Source organism: Paenibacillus sabuli (assembly GCF_014705605.1).
Lineage (GTDB): Bacteria > Bacillota > Bacilli > Paenibacillales > Paenibacillaceae > Paenibacillus_D > Paenibacillus_D sabuli.
In genome coordinates, this window is record NZ_JACXIZ010000038.1 from 38,328 (window position 1) to 57,643 (window position 19,316).

A 19,316-nucleotide genomic window follows, 5' to 3' on the forward strand; every position below is an offset into this window, starting at 1 on the left:
TACGCCTCCTTCGAATAGTCAAAATTATTGAATGCTATATTGAATTATATTCACTTTTGTTGATCGTAACACAGTTTTATACTGGCAACAAGCAGTACAATTCACATGCAAGTGCTGCTTTCGAAGGGAGCACGATGACAATGAGCGAGAAGATGGATGTTGACGTTTTTGAACTGGGCGACGTCGCCTTGCAATCGGGAGTTACGCTGCCGGGCGCATTTCTGGCGTACAAGACTTACGGCACTTTGAATGCAAAAAAGACAACGTAATTGTCTATCCCACCGCTTTAGGCGATTGGCACGTCCAGAATGAATGGCTGATCGGCGACGGGAAGGCGCTCGATCCACAGCGTTATTTTATTATTGCCCCCAATCTGATGGGAAACGGCTTGTCGTCTTCTCCGAGCAACACGCCTGCCCCGTTCGACCGGGCAAATTTTCCGCAGGTTACCGTCCACGACAACGTCAGATTCCAGCATCGGCTGGTGACCGAACAGTTTGGCATCTCCAAAGTTGCGCTTGTACTCGGATGGTCCCTGGGCGGCATCCAAGCCTATGAGTGGGGAGCCAGCTATCCCGCTATGGTGGAGCGCATTGCGCCATTTGCGGGGATGGCCAAGCCGTGGCCCCACACCTTTGTTGTTCTGGATAGTTTGAAAGCCGCATTGTTGTCGGCAGTTGGCATGGACGCAAGCAGGCAAAACGAGCTGACGTCTGCAGATATGCGTGCCGTGGCACGCGTCTACGCAGGATGGGGCGTGTCGCAGGCATTCTATAGAGAGGAGCTTTACCAAGAGCTTGGATTTAACGGCTTGGCGGAGTTTGTGGCGGGCTTCTGGGAGAACAGCTTTATGCAGATGGATCCGCATAATATGCTGGCCATGCTGTGGACAGGCCAGCATGCGGACATCAGCGCCAATACGACGTACAACGGCGATTTCGAGCTGGCGCTCAAAAGCATCCGGGCGCGAGCCTGCATCATGCCGGGGAGTACCGATCTTTTCTGCTCGGCGGAGGATAACTTATATGAGTCAGAGCATCTGCCGAATGCGGAATATCACCCGATTCCGTCGAAGTGGGGCCATTTTGCCGGACGCGGCATTCACGAGACGGATAATCAATTCATCGATGAGCATCTGAAACGCTTGCTGGCGCTGGAAGCAATCGAAGAAGTGTGAGCGGACGAGAGGAATGGAAACGAAAAGCCGCGTGCCAACTGGGAGCACGCGGCTTTTTTTTGGAGGTGAATCGCTGGATCAGGCCATCTCGACCACAACCATCTGATGGCAATCAAGGCGCGGCACCGTGTAGCGGATGCCGCGTTAGGGTCTTAGACGAAACAACGTAGTACAGGAATAAAAAAATGGATAAGCATGCTCTTTAGCCCCCAAATGAACTTGGACAGTACACCCCTTATTCCGATACACTGAAATCAGTCGGAGGGGAACGCAAATGGAGAGAAAACGGTATGATCTGAATTTCAAAAAGATGGTGGTAACCAAGGGCAGAGAGATCGGGAACATGACGGCCGTAGCGCGGCAGCATGAATTGGATCCGAAGATGGTGTTGCGTTGGGCCAAGGAACTGAAGTGTACAGATTTGGAACAGTTGGACAGAACCGCCTTGAAGCTCGTTCAGGTCGATTCACATGTGCATAAAATAGGTTGAGCGCTCTACGTCCAGGATGCGCAGCACCAGACGGATCGGATGGCCCAACTGGATGTACTTCTGAGCGATGGCTATTTGATCCGCAAGTGTGGAGCTTAAACGGAAAGAAGCCGCGCTCGCCGAAACGGCCGCCTTGTTGGTCCTGCGAATAAAGGCCCAAGCGATTTGGGGGGACCAAGAGGACGAATGATCAGTGCCCCAGATCGCGAGCAAGCCATTACACTGATCGGAGAAGCCGTAGAGGCCGGTGCAAGAGAAAGCATGGCTTGTAAAGAGCTTAAAGCTGACACAGCGAACCCTGCAACGCTGGCGGAAGCAAGGCGGCGCCGAGGACGGACGTCCTAACGCCACGCGGCCAGCCCCTGCCAACAAGCTGAGCGAGGTGGAAGAGCAGCAGGTGCTGGAGGTGCTACAGCAGCCGCACAACAGGAGCCTGCCGCCCAGTCAGATCGTGCCTGCCCTGGCCGATGAGGGCCTCTATATTGCCTCTGAATCCAACTTCTATCGTGTCATGCATAAGCACGACCAACAGCACCATCGCGGACGCAGTAAGAAGCGTACAGCCCGGCCGCTTACCAGTCATGCCGCAAGCGGACCGAATGAAGTCTGGATGTGGGATATTACCTGGTTGCCGGGGCCTGTAAAGGGACTATTCTTCTACCTGTACCTCATACTGGATTTGTACAGCCGTAAAATCGTAGGCTGGGAGATTTGAGAGGAGGAGTCGGCCGAGCACGCGAGTCAGTTGATACGTCGCACCGTCATCAGGGAGCAATGCGTGATCCGTCAGCAGCCGCTCGTGCTTCATTCGGATAACGGAAGCCCCATGAAGGGAGCCACGGTACTCGAGACGCTGTACAGCTTGGGCACGTCCCGAAGCCGACCGCGCGTGAGCAACGACAACCCTTACGCAGAATCCATTTTCCGCACGTGCAAGTACCGCCCCGATTATCCGGCGAAAGGATTCAAAGGTCTAACCCAGGCACGGGTTTGGGTCAACCAATTTGCTAGCTGGTACAACACACCGAGCCAGCGGCATAAAGGGCTGGCAGGCGAAGTGTTTGAGAAACGAAGAGGCGTTTACGAATCCGCAAAAGTCAAGAACCCGAGTCGCTGGTCTGGCGAAATGCGTGACTGGAGCTTGAAAGATGAAGTCTGGCTCAATCCTGAAAAAGTGACGGGTCTTCAAGCTGCACAAAATTCGCTATCCGGACAGCAAACTACTTTTTGAGAAATCGCGACAACTATCTTGACAAACACCGGACGTCAGTTATTGGATCTGGGTAACTTAAAAGCAGTACAGCGTGTGCGTTTCAATTCGACAAGCTCCTGAAACAGTCAGAGATCCCTCTGGCTGTTTTATTTGTGGAAGCTACCGGCGTTTTCATCGCCGGCGCAATGTGCAAATTCGTCGTATCTTTGCCGGAATATTATGCTTCAAAATGGCCCCGATTTCTGCTGGCCGAATCTGCAAAACCACTGCCGATTTATTTTGCAAATTCACAAGCTTTTCAAGGCTATTTGTAGGGGCGCATCGGCTTGTCTGTGCTTAACCTGTTGACATTGGTTAAATATCTAATATTACAGAATTCGTTGAAAAAAAATACTAGATATATGAGAATAAAAAATATATACAAGTACGTTTCTTATTTTGTTCCGTTTATGTTCCGAGATATTACTTAATTTAAATTATCGAAAAACCTTATTCGCAATTTATTTTTATATATTTCCATCTTGTTCTCATAAAAAAATAAAATAGTATAAAAATATACATTAATTAAATTTAATGAAAAAAATAAATAAATATGGTATATTCATATTTGAGGGAGAGATAAGTAAGAAGGGGGGGGGAGGGAAATTGAATCAAATACTTAAACTTCAAAAATTGCAAACTAATTCAACTTATGATCTTCAAATGATGTTTAGTGCTACTTCTTGTGTAACTTTTAGTTGTGGATCGTAATTATAAATAATGAATTATTTTAAACTGGATATTTAATAGTAAACTTGTCTTTCCCTAGGTATTTTATGTATATTTTTAATATTTATTTTATTCCAAAGTGGTGATTTTAGGGATGTTGATGAGTATTGTAATTCCAACATGTAATCAGTCGTTTGCGTTAGATCTCACATTATTCTGGTTAACAAATACTTTGCCGGAACACACTGAAATTATTGTTATTGATGATGGGTCAGTAGAAGATATACAGAGTGTTGTGAAAAACTATCAGACTGAATTTCCAATATTATATAATAGAATTGCACATATGGGCCGAGCCGCTGCACGTAACATGGGGGTCAGCTTGTCAAAAGGGAAAAGGATTTTATTTAATGACTCAGATCGTTTTCCGGCGAATTCGAACCTGAAATTGCATCGTGATGGTAAAGACATATTAATTGGAGGCATTAAAGAATTTTATTTTAGCCAACCAGAAAAGGAGAAGAATGCAATTAAAAATAATTTTGAGGGATTAGAGAGCAAGTCAAGAATTCCTTATTATTCCAAAATAATAAAAAATAATTTATTTGACATTAATGGGTCATGTATTTCAAATGTACCATGGATTTCATTTTTGTCTGGGAATGTATCTGTCCCCCGTGAAAATTTTTTTCAAGTAGGTGGATTTGATGAAAATTTTATTGACTGGGGGGTCGAACATTTTGAATTAGGCTATCGTTTTTTTTTAGCAGGAGCGAAATTTAAACAAATTGATACCACAAATTATCATATCGCGCATTCTAGATCTCGTCATTTTTATCGTTCACATTTGAGTAGCAGTTTTCGTTATTTTAAAAACAAGCATCGAGACCAAACCGTCGTTATGTTTGAAAAATTCATGTTTGGGATAGCAAGTCTACAAGAAGTTGAATTATCAACGTTATCTAATAATAATAATAATAAAAATAAAAATTTATGGGTTATGGGAAAAGAATCCGAACCAATTATGATGCCTCGTATATAGGTGTCTGGACAGTCATAAGTTCTAACGCTTAAGAAACCAGAGAATCCGCGTCAGAATCGGATATTTCTTGCTTGGAACGAATAATTTGCGTTAGGGATATATGCCGGTTTTGCGCAAACAGGCGAAAAATAGACGCATGCAAATAGGCGGCAACGGTGGCCTCGGATACAACGGATCGGGACGGCGTACGCAAATAGCGAAAGGACAGAAGGGGAGCCCGTCCGGAGTAGCGTAAAGCGATGAGTTGGAGCATTCCCATCGCGATGCATTGGCACATCACGAACCCTTCGATGGCCTGGAGGGTCAAGCGAATCCGGTGCCTGGCTTGTTCGTCTTTCACCGCTTCCAGCGGATGCGCGGCCTCCTTTCGCAAGTACCGGTTCAACTTAGGCATGGACTTGCTCCAGAAGCGATAGCGCACCGATCACTTGTTTCATCTCTCGGAAGGTGCACTCGATCTTGAAACGGTAGCTATACAACTGAACGATGTCGGTCGCTCCCAGCGTCAGATCGGTGCTGACGAGAATGGAGCATTGATCGCCGCGCTTTATGAGGACAAAGCGCAGTTCCTGATAGAGCCCCTGTCCCCAGAGTAGATCTAAACACAGAAAATGGATCGTCTCTTCTTTTCCATAGAGCGTGACCGTCGCGGTTTCGAAGTCGTCAGCACGTGCTGCAAATAGGTCTTTCAGCTTGATCGACTTGCCTTTCTTCGGCGGCCGACCACGCCCGAACTTCTTGGTCGGACGTTCGTAGGCCACGACATTTGCTTTGGCCTTTGTCACGACATGCATACGGACATCGGAGACGTGATGAAGGGCCTGAAGTCGCTCCAGCGCGGGCGCCGACAAAAAGTAACGGTCCAGCAAAAGCAACGCATCGCCAAACACTTGTGCTGTCGTGAATCCTTGCTCGATCATTTGCACCACGTGGGAGGGAGGCTCCGGCGTATCTGGGGTCTTACACCACCCCCAAATGGTTTTGACCCCGTCTTGCAGATTGATGAACAACGGCAGGCAAAACCATTTCTGCGGTGTGCCCGCCAGAATTCCAATGGCGCCAAACAAATGACCGAAGATGTATTCGCCCTTGGACGAGTTTTCTGATTCCTGATGGAGCTTCTTGACTCCTGGCATGCGGCGGCCTTCCTTGGCTTGCTTCATTCCATCGCCAATGAGTACGAAGCGACCGTCTACCCGTAAGAGAGGTGCCGCCTTGCGAACTACCTGCATCCATGTGGTTCGCAGCGACGCCAGGGACCAGGCGTCGCTGCGAAAAAAGTGAATCAGTGACTCGTAGCAGCGATCATTCAGAGCAAGATCGCGAATCACCGAAGTCACGCCCAGGTGATTCGAGCGTAGCATAAAACCGATAATGAGTACGACAAACCACTCATAAGGGGCTTGTCTGGTAAAGCAAGAACGGAAGGGAAGTAAAAGTTCATTTATGTATTTAATCATTGGTTATGGTCAATCGCTTGGAAATGGGGTAAACTACATGCTGTAACCCATTCAGCGGTCCTTCCTTTTTGTGTGAGAACTTAAGGATACCAGACCACCGGCTGATTGGGTTATTTTTCTATGTGACGATTTTTCGACAAGAACTTCTCACTGTCCAGTAGGTGTGAATTGAAGACCATTGTCTTGTTTTAATCTGACTGCTTTATAAACTATAAGAAAGTTGCAGAAAAAAATAAGGGGAAAGGCGGTGAAGTGGTGAGAGATAGAATTAAAAACAGAGTTATAGCTTTAGTTAGAAAAATATCAGATCGTTCAATTGAAATTTCCTCGCAGAGTCATTTATTTGATGATGCGGGCCTTGATTCCATTAGTTCAATTCAACTTGTTGTAGAGATTGAGCAAATTTATGGAATCGATATAATGGAGCAGGTCATGAGAGGCGAAGTTCAATACGTAGACGAGCTAATTCAGTGTATTTACATTCATAAAATTTAACGATTTAATGATGTGTGGATTAGAGGTGCTAACCAATGTTGCTCAGTATCACTACCAGCCAGGGGAATATTCAAGCCATAATTGACAATATGGATTCGTTTAATGATATAAAAGACACAATACTTGTATATTGTTATGGTTTTAATGGAGAAAGAAGCGACCGCCATAGAATGGCGGTGAAATTATCCAGGCAGTTAAAAGTTACAAGCATTGCAGTATTGCGCTTTGATTATTTGGGACTGGGTATAAGCGATGGCGATTTTGTTAATGTGACCTTGAAAACCAAACTGAAAGATACACTCGCAGTTATTCGGTTTATAGAACGAAGAATTCCTCAAATCAGCAATATTATTTTTCTTGGATTTAGTGACGGTGCATCAATTGCAATGGCTTCACTTACTGAATACGCGGGTAGGCTGAACATACTAGGCTTATTGTTGTGGAGTCCCGTTCTACAGCAAGACATACCTATCATAAAAACTAATATGCATTTAAAAGGGGAAAACACAAAATCAAATGATTCTGAACTATTCTCGTATAATTGGGATAAAGAAATTCGATCTCGGCCGGTCGTTAATAATAAAGAAATTGCATTTCCTGTTTATGGACTTTGGAAAAACATTAAATATAGTAATTTAAATGATACTCGAAGTATCAGGACTTTCATTAAGCGGAAAGTCCCCACTTGTATAATTTGTCCAGAAGGAGATGATCTTGTTGTTCCGACTGCCAGGCGGCTATTGAGAGATTTAAGAGGGAATGCAACGATACATCATATCTTGAATTCTGATCATACGTTTAATCATTCTGATTGGGAAGCAGAGGTTAGAAATCATTCTTACTTTTGGATAAGGGGTTTGCTCGATGATTCAACAATATTGGATAAATAATCATTATGGACTGCGGATTTTTATGACGACAAACTGTGCAACGCTTGAACCTCAAGGGGTGGTCCTCACACTCTCCGGTTTAGGTTTTTCGAAAAATGAAAGAGCTTATTTTTATTCTAAGCTATCACGGAGATTGAGTCAAAACTACATTGTCGTTCAATTTGATTATACTGGGCATGGTGATTCAGATGGGGATTTCTCAGACGCTACTGTTCCAGTCCTAATTGAAGATGTGCTTACCATAGTCAAACATATTGAAACAAAATATCAGGATTATCCAATAAATATAATTTCACGGGGAATTGGAACCTGGCTGGTTTCTTACTTGTCTTGTAAAATTAATCAATGGGTAGTTTGGAACCCGGCGTTAACAATGCCACATCAATTTATTGAAAAAGTTTTAACAAGTAACGTTAACGGAGAACCAATTGAAATTTCTGATTTACCATGTTCAAATATGCCGGCTGAGGCCAGGCTGTTTTTTGAGGCACTTGGTTCCGATTGGTGGAATGTGTTGCGAGGCGAAAGGTTTTCAGTGTTACAACTGCAGTCTTTGCGTACATTAGTTTCTCAAAAATTACATGCGTATATGGATGACATCGAGCACTTACATTTCCTTTGTGGGTCAAAATGGAAATACCTAAATCGAAGAAAAGAGAATTTGATTACTTGTCCCGGAGAAGATGATTTTAGTTTCTCACCAATGCAGCAGGAATGGGCAATCGAAAAAATAAAACAGCTATTTGGTACTTGAGCGCTGTCATTTAAGCAATGTAACGAGGCAGAGAATTAATTAAATTAATGATCTTTACTATCCTCGACTGGAGGGATTGTCGTGCATGATAAAGGATATCAGCAATTTTATCGTTATACAGATATGAATTGGTTTGATGGGTTTCAATCTTATATACCTAACCCTGAATTGATTGATATTGCGACTTATGATTTACCCGCCGATTGGAAGCATGAAAGAAAATCTAACTGGTATATGGTTAATTCGCCTGATCATAAAACAACAAATCAGGGTTGGAAAATTCATCTATCCGCTACACCTTTAAACGGAGAAAGATTGTTGGGAATTGTTACAAAAATATGTGTGCAGCAGAGCATTAGTTTTAAATTTCAAGTCGATAAGCATCTATTGTTAATGTGTTCAAGCAAGGGGTGGTCGAGAGAGGCAAGCGGGAAGTTTGTAACCGTTTACCCGAATTGTGAACAAAAATTTAAAGAAGTAATCGAACAGTTTTATGAGCAATTAAGGGGGTTTGCCGGGCCGTATATTCTAACTGATCTCCGGTATAAAGATTCAATGTGCATTTATTATCGATACGGGGGGATTGATGGAATCCGTCAACTGGACATCACTGGTGATGCAAAGTACTATCTAAAAGCTCCGGATGGCCAATTGGTACCGGACATTAGGACACCATATTATAACACTCCTTATTGGGTGAAAGACCCTTTTGGAAAGGAGGAAAATCCAGACGATGTCTCAGAAATTTCGTTAAAAGAAGGGCGATATCTTATTAACCATGCGGTTAATTTCTCAGTAGTTGGCGGCGTTTATAATGCTCTAGATTTAGATACAGGAAATGTTGTGATTATTAAAGAGGCTAGACCCTATACCGGAGGCGACGAAAATGGAGTGGATGGGGTACAGAGGCTTAGACAGGAATATGAAATATTAAATATTTTTAATAATACTGGAATTGTCCCTCAAGTTATTGATTTGTTTGAAGACTGGGAGCATACATTCTTAGTCCAAGAATTAATTGAAGGAGTGGATTTGGGAGCGTTTTGCGTCAAAGAAAATCCACTACTTAGAATTTACAGAAATAAAAATTCAAACCGCCATTACGTAAGTAAGTTGGTTTCCATATGGAATTCGTTGGGGCAAGCTTTGCGAATTTTCCATACGGCTGGTGTTGTGCTTGGTGATTTTTCTATTAAAAATGTATTGGCCAATACGCGAACAAATAACGTGAAAATAATTGATTTTGAGGCTGCAATTACAAATGAAATGTCAATTCAATCTAATCGTATTTTTACGCCGGGATTTACAAGCCCGCAAAGAATATATGAGGGCTCTCAGTGTAAAGAAGATGATTATTATTCTTTAGGCTCGATTATGCTAAGCATGTTATTTCCTATCAGCGGTATCTTGGATTTGGAGCCTGGATCCGCGGCTACTTTTTCAGAATCATATGGTAAAGAATTGGGCGTTCCTTCTGAAATTATAAATTTCATTACACTCAGTTTAAGTACATGCCCAGAGAAAAGACCTGCGCCGGACAACCTTATTGAAATGATTAAAATTCATCTTGATGATGCTATTTAAATGTAAATGTAAAAATTAAGTTTTCATTATGAATGGAGTGGTGCTATGAGTGCTCAATTATTCAGAGAAACAGTGACTGCAATGAACCGCTATACATTATCTAATCTTCAATTACATAGAAGAGACTGGTTGTTTCCAACTGATCCATCTGTATTTAATACAAATCCGTTAAATGTGGCTGTTGGAGCAATGGGAGTGTTATATTCAATGCACAAGACTGGAGCAAAGATACCGACCTCAGCCTACGCATGGGTTTTTTCTCAAAACATCAATAATGATAATTATCCTCCTGGTTTGTACATGGGCATTTCAGGTATATCATGGGTTTTCTGGGATCTCGGATTTAAAGAAAGAGCAATGCGGCTTATGGATCAGGCAGCCGAACATCCTCTGTTATATAGATCAGCAAATCTTTTTTATGGAGCTTCCGGTTATGGTGTCACATGCTTGTATTTTTACATGGAAACATTGGATGAAAAGTGGCTTGAGCGTGCCCGAATAATTGGAGACTGGTTGTTAACAATAGGCCCGGAACATGCGTTAGCAAAAAATTATTGCATGGAACATAACGGGGATACATTTTTGGGGTATGCACGTGGAAACAGTGGGGTAGCCTTGTTCCTTCTTTACTTATATCAATTAACGAAGGATTTGAAATTTTATAAAGCTGGAGAAGCGGCATTGCAATTTGATATTTCGTACTTACAAGAAACAGAAGAGCAAAACTTAAGTGTACCACGAGGTAAAATTTCGGAACTAGAAAATGTTTTTACGCATTATTGGCTGGATGGGTCGGCTGGAATCGTCTCTGTATTATGGCGGTATTGGGCGATTAGTGGGAAAAAAGAATACTTTCAAAAGGCCTCATCTTTAATTCTTGATACATTTCGGACCTTTACGGTTTTTCCAGGCCTTTTCAGGGGAGCCGCGGGTCTTGGCAACAGTCTTCTAGAGGCTCATTATTTCACTGGAGAGCAAAAATATCTTGACCAGGCAATAAAGATTGGGCATAGTATTTTACTCTTTCAAATTAAGCGGGAAGAGGGGATTGCCTTTCCAGGTGAACAACTGTTTAGAATCTCCACTGATTTCGGAACTGGTATGGCTGGGATTTCGTTATTTATAAATAGCCTTTCCACACAACAGGCCGAGTCCTGTTTTCATTTTCTTTTAAGTCCGGTGGCTCTCGATAATCTATGTAAGAAAGATTAGTGGATGAAGTTGTTTTTTCTTCGTAGACGATGATTTTGTGGTTAGGAGTAGATGACGATTCCAATAATTAATGAAAATATTCAAAACAAAAAGACTATCGTTACGTTATTAAAATGGGGAAGGCCGTATTGGATACATTACATCCTACTCGGCATTATCATTTTTGTTGCGGCGCTTATGCCGGTTGGTCAGGCAGAAGGTATCAGAAAGTTAATTGACGCAATAATTAATCAATCTTACAACAGCATTTGGATCTCGTTTGCGCTGTTTGCCTCGGCCACTTTATGCAGTTTACTAATGGATTTTCTTAGGAAATGGCTTGTTCAACATTTAGAAATCATCTCTCTCACGGATTTACAAAATAAAGTTTTGAAGCAGTTAATACAGTCTCCGCTCACACATTCTGAGACATTTCATTCCGGAGATAAGATGGAGCGTTTATTCAAATCTACGGAAAGCGTAGTGCAGGGAATGAATCAAAAAGTCCCTGAAATTTTTCAACAAGTTTTAACGATCATTTTCTTGAGTGTTTATTTATCTTATCTGTCCTGGGAAATATTTTTGGGAGCATTAATCATTGGCTCCATTTCACCGTTGGCAAGCAATTTATTTGCCTCTAAAATTCGAAATTTTCAACATCGAGTAAGCGAAAGCGAAGCCATGCAACAAAAGGAGTTGCAGGTGCAGTTTCAGGGTTTTGAAGTTATTCGAGGGTATGGCATGTGGGAGACTCTTAATAAAAAATGGTTGGAGACTCTGAAAAGAAGTCGTGTAAATAAAATTAGACTTCATTTGTGGCAAATCATTTCAGGATTAAGTGTTTTTTTAGGGTTTTGGTTAGGACATCTTTATATACTGGCGATTGGCGCGTGGATGGTACAACGCACCGCAGTAGAGATTGGAGCAATCGCTGCTTTTCTGGTTTCTTACGAGCGCTTAATCTATCCGATATCGCATTTACTCAAGGCATGGATAAATATTCAAGAAGTCTTGGTACAAGCTGGGCGAATTTTTGCGATGGTTGATCCTACTCAAAATCGAAGTGAACAACATGAGCATAAGGGAAACACAATGTTTCAAAATAGCCAAATTCAGTTTGAAAATGTGACGTTTGGTTATGATAAAGCGCGACCGATAATAAAGCGCGTTTCTTTTTCGGCCGAGCCAGGACAAATCACTGCGCTGATTGGTTCATCCGGCGGGGGGAAAAGTACAATTCTTAAGTTGATGCTAGGCTTGTATAAGCCTGACCAGGGCGAGATACGAATCGGAGGGAATTCCAGTGCACATGCAGGAGAACAATGGTTGAACGATGTAGCCTATGTTCCGCAAGACTGTCTTCTATTACATGCAAACGTAATAGATAATATTCGAGTTGGCATGCTTGATGCTACCTTGGATGAGGTCATTCAAGCAGCTCGACTCGCGGGAGCAGATGAATTTATTCGGAGCTTGCCAAAGCAATATCATACTATGTTAGGAGAAAAGGGAGCAGGGCTCTCAGGGGGGGAGCGTCAACGACTGGCACTAGCCAGAGCCTTTTTGCGAAATCCTCGGTTTTTAATTTTGGATGAGCCTTCGTCAGCATTGGATGCTCGAAACGAGCAATTGTTTATGGAGGCGTTAAATCGAGTGCGTGATAAATGTACAATCTTGATTGCAACACATCGATTTTCTGCTGTTCGTTACGCCGATATAATTTTTGTGGTGGAAGATGGCGTGCTTATCGAGTCGGGCACTGCGCAAGCCTTACTAAAAATAAAAGGTAGGTATGCTGAGATGGCGGCAATTGCGGATCTAGCCAAAGGATAGAGGGGGTTGAATTAATGGCCAAGGCTTGGAAACATACAGGCATGCAAGGGTTTAAGGATGCTTGGACATTTTCTTTGGCGCACACAGAGCGCAAAAAAATATATGCACTGGCTTTGTTCCTTGGTTTGGGGCAAAGCTTTATTTTAATGCTGTTCCCTCTTATAGATAATCTATACTTTAATATGCTTGAGGATCAACGATTTAATAACCTCCGGATACTATTACTTTTATCTACATCAGTGGTTATTCTCTTTCTTTTTTTAATTTTAATTGGAGAATATTTAAAGAAGCTTATTTTGACTCGGACTGACCTTAATGTTTCGTGGGAACTCAAGTATCAGACTCAAAGAATGCCTACGGAACAAATTCAAGCTCTTCATTCATCGGATTTTGTTCAACGTATAATCGTCGACTCGCAAAGAGCCTCAAATTTCATCTCACTTATTGCGGATCAACTTATGAACCAAATGGTTATGTTTGGGTTGGCCCTTGTCTACATTCTTTGGCTCAATTGGCAGATTGGCGCGGTGTTGCTTGTCATTTCACCGCTTTTATTGGGGGCTACCCATGTATTGCGAAAAAAAGTAAACGAAATTGGCATGCAGATTGCAGAGCAAGAATCGGTTGTGCGCACTCGTCAACAGGATGCATTGCAGAATGTCGAGATGATCAAAGTATACTGCATCGAAGATTGGATTGTGAACCGATGTACAGAGGAGCGGAAAAAGTTAAATGAATTGTACAGATCAAGATTTTGGTGGCAACAACTCATGGTGTTGTCGTCCTCAACGCTTATTGATTTTATCGTCATCGGCACCATGGTTATGGTAGGTTGGATGGCTCTGCATGGCTCGATGACCATTGGCTCACTAGTAGCTTTTTCGACACTTGTTTGGCGTTTGAACCAACCCTTAAAAACAACCGCCATGTTGTGGGCAAAGATGCACGGTGATCTTGGTGGATTTGCTCGAATATTTGCATTACTGAATGCTGAGAAAGAGCCTTCCTGCATCGTAAATGATTGCCGACCAAATTTCGAATGGTCTCTTGTCATGCAACAAGTCGATTACATCTATCAGGACTCTCCAAAGCTATTGAGAAATTTTACATTACATATTGCACCAGGTACTTTTATGGCAATTGTAGGGCCGAGCGGGTCGGGAAAATCAACGATTGCACGAATTGCAGCCGGATTGTTGCGGCCTTCATCAGGAGAGGTAATGATTTGTGGGAATCGAGTTCATGAAAATATGGAACATGCCCGTCAGCTAGTCTCCTACGTACCGCAAGAACCGGTTCTGTTTGGAGGGAGCGTTCGAGAACAATTTCAAATGGTAAATCATGGGGCGAATCAAGAAGAAATTGAAGCAGCGGCTAAATTGGCTCTGGCGCATGATTTCATTATAAAGCTGCCAAATCAATATGACACCGATCTTAAGGAGGCCGGCTCATTATTATCCGGTGGGCAAAAGCAGCGGTTGTCCATTGCACAGGCGCTTATTGCCGATCGTCCCATATTCATACTGGATGAATTAACCTCTGCGCTAGATGTTCAGACAGAGGAGGAGGTCATGAAGAATGTTATTCACCATGCCCGATCCAAGCATCTGACAGTTATCGTTATTGCCCATAACTTGTCTACAATCCGGAATGCTGATGAAATTGTCGTAGTGGATCAAGGTTGCATTGTGCAAAAAGGGAAGCATGGAGAACTGAAAGCACAGAAAGAAGAATTATATGCCCGCATGTGGCATGGTAATCATTAAGTTTATCATTTTTATAAACTCAGCATATCGAACTGTGCCGAGCAACCTCTTGTATCGCAGATCATTGAGCGTGTGGGGATTGAATTAAATCTCGTCTTTTGGTAATTTAAGGAGGGGAGGTGGAGGGGCTTGCGTTGTAAGGTTAAGATAACAGCAGTCAAAGGAATGATAAGTTTATTTCCTGAAGAATCGCTTTCATTACAAGTGGGTGGAAATCAATTCATTTATTTGGAAATGCCAAAAGGTTTAGAGATACATTTTTCGAATTCCAAAACAGTACTAGATTTTTCAACCGCAGTTATAGCCAAGAAAATCATAATAAAGAATATAAACCACGATGCAAATGTATTTCAAGGCATTTATTTTCGACACCATTCAGACTACTTTCGTCGTTATCTTTACAAAAGAATTTCGAAAAATAGATTGAATCGAAATGCTTTTTCTGAATTGTTTAGGTCTTATATTGCAGACCCAACTTGTCCAATCAAATTGCGAAAGCTAGAAAAAGAGTTCCAGTTGCATCTAAATCGTCTCACCAGCCTTTCAGATCAAATAAGTTTCAGTTCTTCAGGTTTGAATGGAAAAATCGATTTAAGACTGATTTATATTAACCGCTACATTCGTAAATATTATTACCGACCTATCACGCTTCAGTTGCTTGCCGATATAATTCAATGTAATCCTGTCTATCTAAGCAATACGTATTCCAAAGTTTTTGGAGTGTCACCAATCAAATATTTGCAGCAAATTAGAATGAGGCAGGCACAGACTTTATTATTAAATAAAATTCCTATTCATGAAATCGCCTCCCATCTAGGCTACGTATCGAATTCTCAATTTACAGATATATTTAAGCGCTATCATGATTTGACCCCTAGTCAGTTCAGACGAAATCATTTAAAAAGTAATACGTAACCGTTCTCAAATGCCTAGCAAGATATCAAATGTTTGAAAAAGAGAATGAGAGGGATGAACATGCAAAAAGATAACGTCATTGAACGGGTTACAGAGAGTGTCACGCATGTGTTGGAAAGGGAGCAAGGTCAAGTTGATTGCCTACTTGACCTGAGCACAATTGGGATGGACTCGATGAGGTCTGTAGCTTTAATTGTTGAGTTGGAGGAGGCTTTTGATATCGTTTTTGATGACGAAGAACTGATGTTTGAGAATTTCTCGACGATTGACAAAATTGCGGGTCGCGTATTAACGAAGCTGGTGAGCGCAGCTTCATGACGCACACATCACGAATCTTCAATTATGAGCATGCAAATATCTGGTATTACAATGTGAATAAAGAGCAAGAATGGAACATCAATAAAGAGTTTCCGACTATGACAGATGCCCAGCAGTTAGCCCTTGTAAAGCAGCAGGAGCAACAATCGCTTTTCCTTGCACGCCCTCAGGATACGGTCTTGATGCATCATCATCCCGACCCCCAATTTTTATGTTATCTCGTTGAACAAGGGCACAAGTTACCAGAAATCCAGTTAATAAAAAATATCCATTCGCACCATATCAATTCCAATCTAACATACTCGTTGGTCCCATACATGGTTACGGAAGATTTGGAACAGTGGTGTTTGCGAGAAAAATGTGATCTTTTTGGCGCTGACAGTCTTCTTGTCAAGCGTTTAAACAGCAAGCTGTATACACGTGAATTGGCCACCAAGTATCAGTTCCTGGTTACTTCCGGCTCTCTTTGTCGTTCGGTTGAAGAACTAATCGAAACTTATGTGAAATTAACGGAGAGCGGATTTGAAAAGTGTGTCTTGAAAACGGCATTTGGTTCTTCTGGCAAGGGGCTTCGACTCATAAATAATAGCCGTGAGTTTCAGTCCCTGTTAAAGTTTATTTCTAGACGCAGTTCCAATTTTGAGTTGTTGCTGGAGGGATGGCACCCGGTTCAACAAAATATCAATTGTCAACTGCTCATCAGAGATGGCCGTCCTTTTATCTTATCCGTTACGGAGCAGTACATTGATGCGAATGGCGTTTATTTAGGTACGAATTATTCACCCGAGTATTCCCCCCAGACTGACGAACACTACCGGCATGAAATGATGCGGCTTGGAAACGTTCTTGTTGATCTTGGCTTTGACGGCATTTGTGGCATCGACTCAATCATTGATCAACAAAATCGTATTTTCCCGATTATCGAACTGAACGCCAGATTTACGCAGGTCACCTATTTGCTTGATCTGGTACAACGCCTAAATCGTGACTTTCAATACATTGAAAGTCGATACGTCCGAATTGAATTTTCAGACCCCTTATCGTTTTATGAAGTGAATGAAATATTAAAGCGCATCCTTGCTCCAGACCGCGACCATCGATATTTGGTCTACACGTTTGCTAAATATACACCGGAAGGAACAAGCCGGACCAAATATCGCATTTACGTTTTGTTTTACGGAAAGCAACAAAATAAATTGCGTGCTATGATTCAAAATTTTTTGACTTTTGAGGCGCGACAACACCAAGACCGGGCTCCGATTAATATGTGAAAATGAGGTGGAACGTGGCTTGAGCAAAATACTCCCCATTACATATCCAATCATTACAAGCTACAGTCACCACACCGCCATTTTGTCTATTTTAGGTGTGGACGAGTCTTTCATGCCGTGGTTTTGTGAAAACTACATTGAACTGAGTATTATCAAAGATCCCGACTGTCAGGCAGTACTGGATTTTTTAAATTTGGACGTGTACACCTTTCATGTGCCAAGGCCTCCTCTTTTGGAGTTCGTTTCTTTTAAGCCGGAACAATTGAAATTAAGTGGCTCTGATTTCGAAAATTTTGTAATCACGGGTTTGGAAAACGATTACTACATCTATGCGGTGTTAAGATGTGCGGAAATTCCGTTGTATCGTTCCCAGAGAACCCAAAGACATCATCCGCTTCTGATCTATGGCTATGATCAGCAACAATTTTATTGCGGCGACTTTTTTGAAAATGGCAAGTTTCGTTTTGAAAAAATCCATCGTTCTTTTGTTGCATCGGCGTTTGAGCAAATCATTCCGGGAAACTATTGGTGGAGCGGATTGAAACTATTGAAGAAAAAGAAAGCGCTGCATTCCTTAAATGCGGAGAAGATCAAAACGTCATTCCGGAACTACATTGCTCCATCGTACTCCACGGTTTTCTCCCATCCTAAACTCGGGCAGTTACGGGTTGGGATAGACGATGTATACAACCGATTACTTCTCGACCTTGAAAATCTGGAGTTGGGGAAAAGGGTGGACCGCAGGGCAATCCCGATTTTTGCAGAGCATAAAAAGGCAGTTCTTCGTATTCTAAGTTACTTGCAGCAACTCAATCGCTGCAATGTGGAGCTGGTAGAGCGGTTCACAGTTGTCACTGAAAGAATGGAAATGATAAGGAACGGTTTGTTAAAGTATCATTTCACCAAAAACTCAAGCTTGCTTCAGCGTGTGCGGGAGCAGCTCATGCATCTTCGTGTTACTGAAAAACAGATTTTAAATGAGGTCGTAAACGTCTTGTCCTAATCTTTGCAAAAGTAGAACTGGGCGTATGACGAGAGGGGATTGAAGTGATGATACTTCCCATTCAAATTCCGGAGTTAAGATGCTATCAAAATTACGCATATCCACTCGCAATAATAATGCATCAACCGGCATTCCTTCCATGGTTTCATGGTCAATTCGTACAGCTTTATTGCAGAAAACAGTTTAATCAACCTTCGTGGTACGGTCGTCCCGAGTTACGTTTGAATTTTTATAAATATGATGGACCTTCTTTTTTTCCGCAGTTACAGGTCATAAGCTTAAATCAAACCTTTCTGGATCAACAAGGCATTTCGTTGAATCGGTTGCTTAGCAAAAGTATTGCGGAAGGATTTTATGTTGTGGCGCATGTGAATGAGTATTACATTCCTAATCGTCGTGCGTATCAAGACTATCATAGACCGCATGATTTTTTTATTTATGGATTTGATGATACCAGTCAAGAATTCCATACCCTTGGCTATAATCATCATGGTTTATTTGAAACGTTACCGGTTCCCATGAAGCTAGTTGACGAAGGGATTACGAGTTATGTTCGTTTTGGACGTCCGGCTTCGATCTATTTGATAAAACCGAATGTAATCGATGCGTTTCCGTTTCAATTATCCGTCCTTGTTTCACAATTGATGGACTATCTTCAAGGAACCAATGTTTCTCGAAACTTCGCGCAATTGCATCCGGTACTGGATGCGGCGTATGGAATTGAGGTTTATCCTTACATCGAAGCTTTTCTTGATTGTGTCATGCAGAACGAAATGAGGGTTGACCATCGAAATTTTCGATTATTATGGGAGCACAAGTATGCGTTATTGTTGAAGGTGGCTTATCTGAGTATTTCGGTGCCAGAGAGCCATTGAGTTAATGAGTGAGAGCCACCGTGTTAACGAATTAGAGCCACGATGTTAATCGTGAGAGCCACCCCCGACCTTTTCCGTTAAAATGGATGGATGCGTGTCCGAAATCGGAGCGCAAATATCCAGCGGGAGGTCCCCAAATGACCAAGTATCGAGACATTCTAAGGCTGAGCAGCATGGGGCTCAGCCAGCGGAGCATTGCATCAAGCTGCCAGTGCTCGCGAAACACCGTCTCCGAGGTGTTGTTGCCGCTCAGTTAATATGACGGCGTGAGTCTCACCGACAATGACGGTAGAATGGTGATGCCAATCCGTCTGGTAGGTGAGATGCATAC

Annotated in this window: 18 protein-coding genes and 1 pseudogene; 17 read left to right on the forward strand and 2 right to left on the reverse strand. The window is 42.4% G+C overall.

Translation table 11 applies throughout. From position 1 onward, the window contains the following. Window positions 1-152 precede the first annotated feature (152 nt). The 5 genes and pseudogenes from IDH44_RS19845 (at window position 153) to IDH44_RS19865 (ending at window position 4,630) form a co-directional block, all read left to right on the forward strand. Window positions 153-1,177, forward strand: a pseudogene (locus tag IDH44_RS19845) (alpha/beta fold hydrolase). A gap of 274 nt (window positions 1,178-1,451) precedes the next feature. Beyond that, window positions 1,452-1,667 (forward strand): hypothetical protein, encoded by a 216-nt coding sequence (locus tag IDH44_RS19850; protein WP_190920566.1) that lies wholly within the window; start codon window positions 1,452-1,454, stop codon window positions 1,665-1,667. A 247-nt stretch (window positions 1,668-1,914) separates the two neighbouring features. Further along, window positions 1,915-2,382, forward strand: a complete 468-nt coding sequence (locus IDH44_RS19855; protein WP_190920567.1) for a helix-turn-helix domain-containing protein — start codon at window positions 1,915-1,917, stop codon at window positions 2,380-2,382. Window positions 2,383-2,445: 63 nt separating this feature from the next. Next, window positions 2,446-2,898: an integrase core domain-containing protein gene (locus IDH44_RS19860; protein WP_190920568.1), complete on the forward strand. Its 453-nt coding sequence runs from the start codon at window positions 2,446-2,448 to the stop codon at window positions 2,896-2,898. Between the two features lie 844 nt (window positions 2,899-3,742). Further along, window positions 3,743-4,630 (forward strand): glycosyltransferase, encoded by an 888-nt coding sequence (locus IDH44_RS19865; RefSeq protein WP_190920569.1) that lies wholly within the window; start codon window positions 3,743-3,745, stop codon window positions 4,628-4,630. A 28-nt stretch (window positions 4,631-4,658) separates the two neighbouring features. Here the strand turns inward: IDH44_RS19865 and IDH44_RS26725 are convergent, their stop codons facing one another. Together IDH44_RS26725 and IDH44_RS19870 are read right to left on the reverse strand one after the other, a co-directional pair. Then, on the reverse strand, window positions 4,659-5,024 hold the full coding sequence (locus IDH44_RS26725) for a hypothetical protein (protein ID WP_223869861.1): 366 nt from the start codon (window positions 5,022-5,024) through the stop codon (window positions 4,659-4,661). Continuing rightward, window positions 5,017-6,090, reverse strand: coding sequence for a transposase (locus IDH44_RS19870; RefSeq protein WP_223869862.1), 1,074 nt, complete (start codon window positions 6,088-6,090; stop codon window positions 5,017-5,019). The genes IDH44_RS26725 and IDH44_RS19870 overlap by 8 nt, the downstream gene beginning before the upstream one ends. 255 nt (window positions 6,091-6,345) lie before the next feature. Between IDH44_RS19870 and IDH44_RS19875 the strand changes: the two genes are divergently transcribed. The 12 genes from IDH44_RS19875 (at window position 6,346) to IDH44_RS19930 (ending at window position 18,985) form a co-directional block, all read left to right on the forward strand. Continuing rightward, a complete protein-coding gene (locus IDH44_RS19875) occupies window positions 6,346-6,585 on the forward strand; it encodes an acyl carrier protein (RefSeq protein ID WP_190920570.1) in 240 nt (79 codons plus the stop codon). A 35-nt stretch (window positions 6,586-6,620) separates the two neighbouring features. Next, complete coding sequence (locus IDH44_RS19880) at window positions 6,621-7,475, forward strand: alpha/beta hydrolase (protein ID WP_190920571.1); 855 nt, start codon at window positions 6,621-6,623, stop codon at window positions 7,473-7,475. Continuing rightward, window positions 7,450-8,229, forward strand: coding sequence for a serine aminopeptidase domain-containing protein (locus tag IDH44_RS19885; protein ID WP_190920572.1), 780 nt, complete (start codon window positions 7,450-7,452; stop codon window positions 8,227-8,229). The genes IDH44_RS19880 and IDH44_RS19885 overlap by 26 nt, the downstream gene beginning before the upstream one ends. An 81-nt stretch (window positions 8,230-8,310) precedes the next feature. After that, window positions 8,311-9,813 carry a class III lanthionine synthetase LanKC N-terminal domain-containing protein gene (locus IDH44_RS19890; RefSeq protein ID WP_190920573.1) on the forward strand — a complete coding sequence of 501 codons (1,503 nt, stop codon included), beginning with the start codon at window positions 8,311-8,313 and terminating at the stop codon, window positions 9,811-9,813. A 45-nt stretch (window positions 9,814-9,858) separates the two neighbouring features. After that, entirely contained in the window at window positions 9,859-11,025 is a 1,167-nt protein-coding gene (locus tag IDH44_RS19895) for a lanthionine synthetase C family protein (RefSeq protein WP_190920574.1), read from the forward strand. 51 nt (window positions 11,026-11,076) lie between these two features. Then, on the forward strand, window positions 11,077-12,837 hold the full coding sequence (locus IDH44_RS19900; RefSeq protein ID WP_190920575.1) for an ABC transporter ATP-binding protein: 1,761 nt from the start codon (window positions 11,077-11,079) through the stop codon (window positions 12,835-12,837). Between the two features lie 14 nt (window positions 12,838-12,851). Next, window positions 12,852-14,603, forward strand: coding sequence for an ABC transporter ATP-binding protein (locus IDH44_RS19905; RefSeq protein WP_190920576.1), 1,752 nt, complete (start codon window positions 12,852-12,854; stop codon window positions 14,601-14,603). A gap of 129 nt (window positions 14,604-14,732) precedes the next feature. After that, entirely contained in the window at window positions 14,733-15,518 is a 786-nt protein-coding gene (locus tag IDH44_RS19910) for a helix-turn-helix transcriptional regulator (protein WP_190920577.1), read from the forward strand. A gap of 54 nt (window positions 15,519-15,572) precedes the next feature. Beyond that, entirely contained in the window at window positions 15,573-15,836 is a 264-nt protein-coding gene (locus IDH44_RS19915) for an acyl carrier protein (protein WP_190920578.1), read from the forward strand. After that, window positions 15,833-17,107, forward strand: a complete 1,275-nt coding sequence (locus IDH44_RS19920; protein WP_190920579.1) for an ATP-grasp domain-containing protein — start codon at window positions 15,833-15,835, stop codon at window positions 17,105-17,107. The genes IDH44_RS19915 and IDH44_RS19920 overlap by 4 nt, the downstream gene beginning before the upstream one ends. A gap of 19 nt (window positions 17,108-17,126) precedes the next feature. After that, window positions 17,127-18,110: a hypothetical protein gene (locus IDH44_RS19925; protein ID WP_190920580.1), complete on the forward strand. Its 984-nt coding sequence runs from the start codon at window positions 17,127-17,129 to the stop codon at window positions 18,108-18,110. A 47-nt stretch (window positions 18,111-18,157) separates the two neighbouring features. Further along, window positions 18,158-18,985 carry a cysteine peptidase family C39 domain-containing protein gene (locus tag IDH44_RS19930; protein ID WP_190920581.1) on the forward strand — a complete coding sequence of 276 codons (828 nt, stop codon included), beginning with the start codon at window positions 18,158-18,160 and terminating at the stop codon, window positions 18,983-18,985. Window positions 18,986-19,316 lie beyond the last annotated feature (331 nt).

Excerpts from the sequence above, each read along its gene's own strand:
- IDH44_RS19850 (WP_190920566.1), top strand. The coding sequence starts at position 1,452 with ATGGAGAGAAAACGGTATGATCTGAATTTCAAAAAGATGGTGGTAACC.
- IDH44_RS19865 (WP_190920569.1), top strand. The coding sequence starts at position 3,743 with ATGTTGATGAGTATTGTAATTCCAACATGTAATCAGTCGTTTGCGTTA.
- IDH44_RS26725 (WP_223869861.1), bottom strand. The coding sequence starts at position 5,024 with ATGCCTAAGTTGAACCGGTACTTGCGAAAGGAGGCCGCGCATCCGCTG.
- IDH44_RS19870 (WP_223869862.1), bottom strand. The coding sequence starts at position 6,090 with ATGATTAAATACATAAATGAACTTTTACTTCCCTTCCGTTCTTGCTTT.
- IDH44_RS19880 (WP_190920571.1), top strand. The coding sequence starts at position 6,621 with ATGTTGCTCAGTATCACTACCAGCCAGGGGAATATTCAAGCCATAATT.
- IDH44_RS19885 (WP_190920572.1), top strand. The coding sequence starts at position 7,450 with ATGATTCAACAATATTGGATAAATAATCATTATGGACTGCGGATTTTT.
- IDH44_RS19895 (WP_190920574.1), top strand. The coding sequence starts at position 9,859 with ATGAGTGCTCAATTATTCAGAGAAACAGTGACTGCAATGAACCGCTAT.
- IDH44_RS19900 (WP_190920575.1), top strand. The coding sequence starts at position 11,077 with ATGACGATTCCAATAATTAATGAAAATATTCAAAACAAAAAGACTATC.
- IDH44_RS19905 (WP_190920576.1), top strand. The coding sequence starts at position 12,852 with ATGGCCAAGGCTTGGAAACATACAGGCATGCAAGGGTTTAAGGATGCT.
- IDH44_RS19915 (WP_190920578.1), top strand. The coding sequence starts at position 15,573 with ATGAACATGCAAAAAGATAACGTCATTGAACGGGTTACAGAGAGTGTC.
- IDH44_RS19920 (WP_190920579.1), top strand. The coding sequence starts at position 15,833 with ATGACGCACACATCACGAATCTTCAATTATGAGCATGCAAATATCTGG.
- IDH44_RS19930 (WP_190920581.1), top strand. The coding sequence starts at position 18,158 with ATGATACTTCCCATTCAAATTCCGGAGTTAAGATGCTATCAAAATTAC.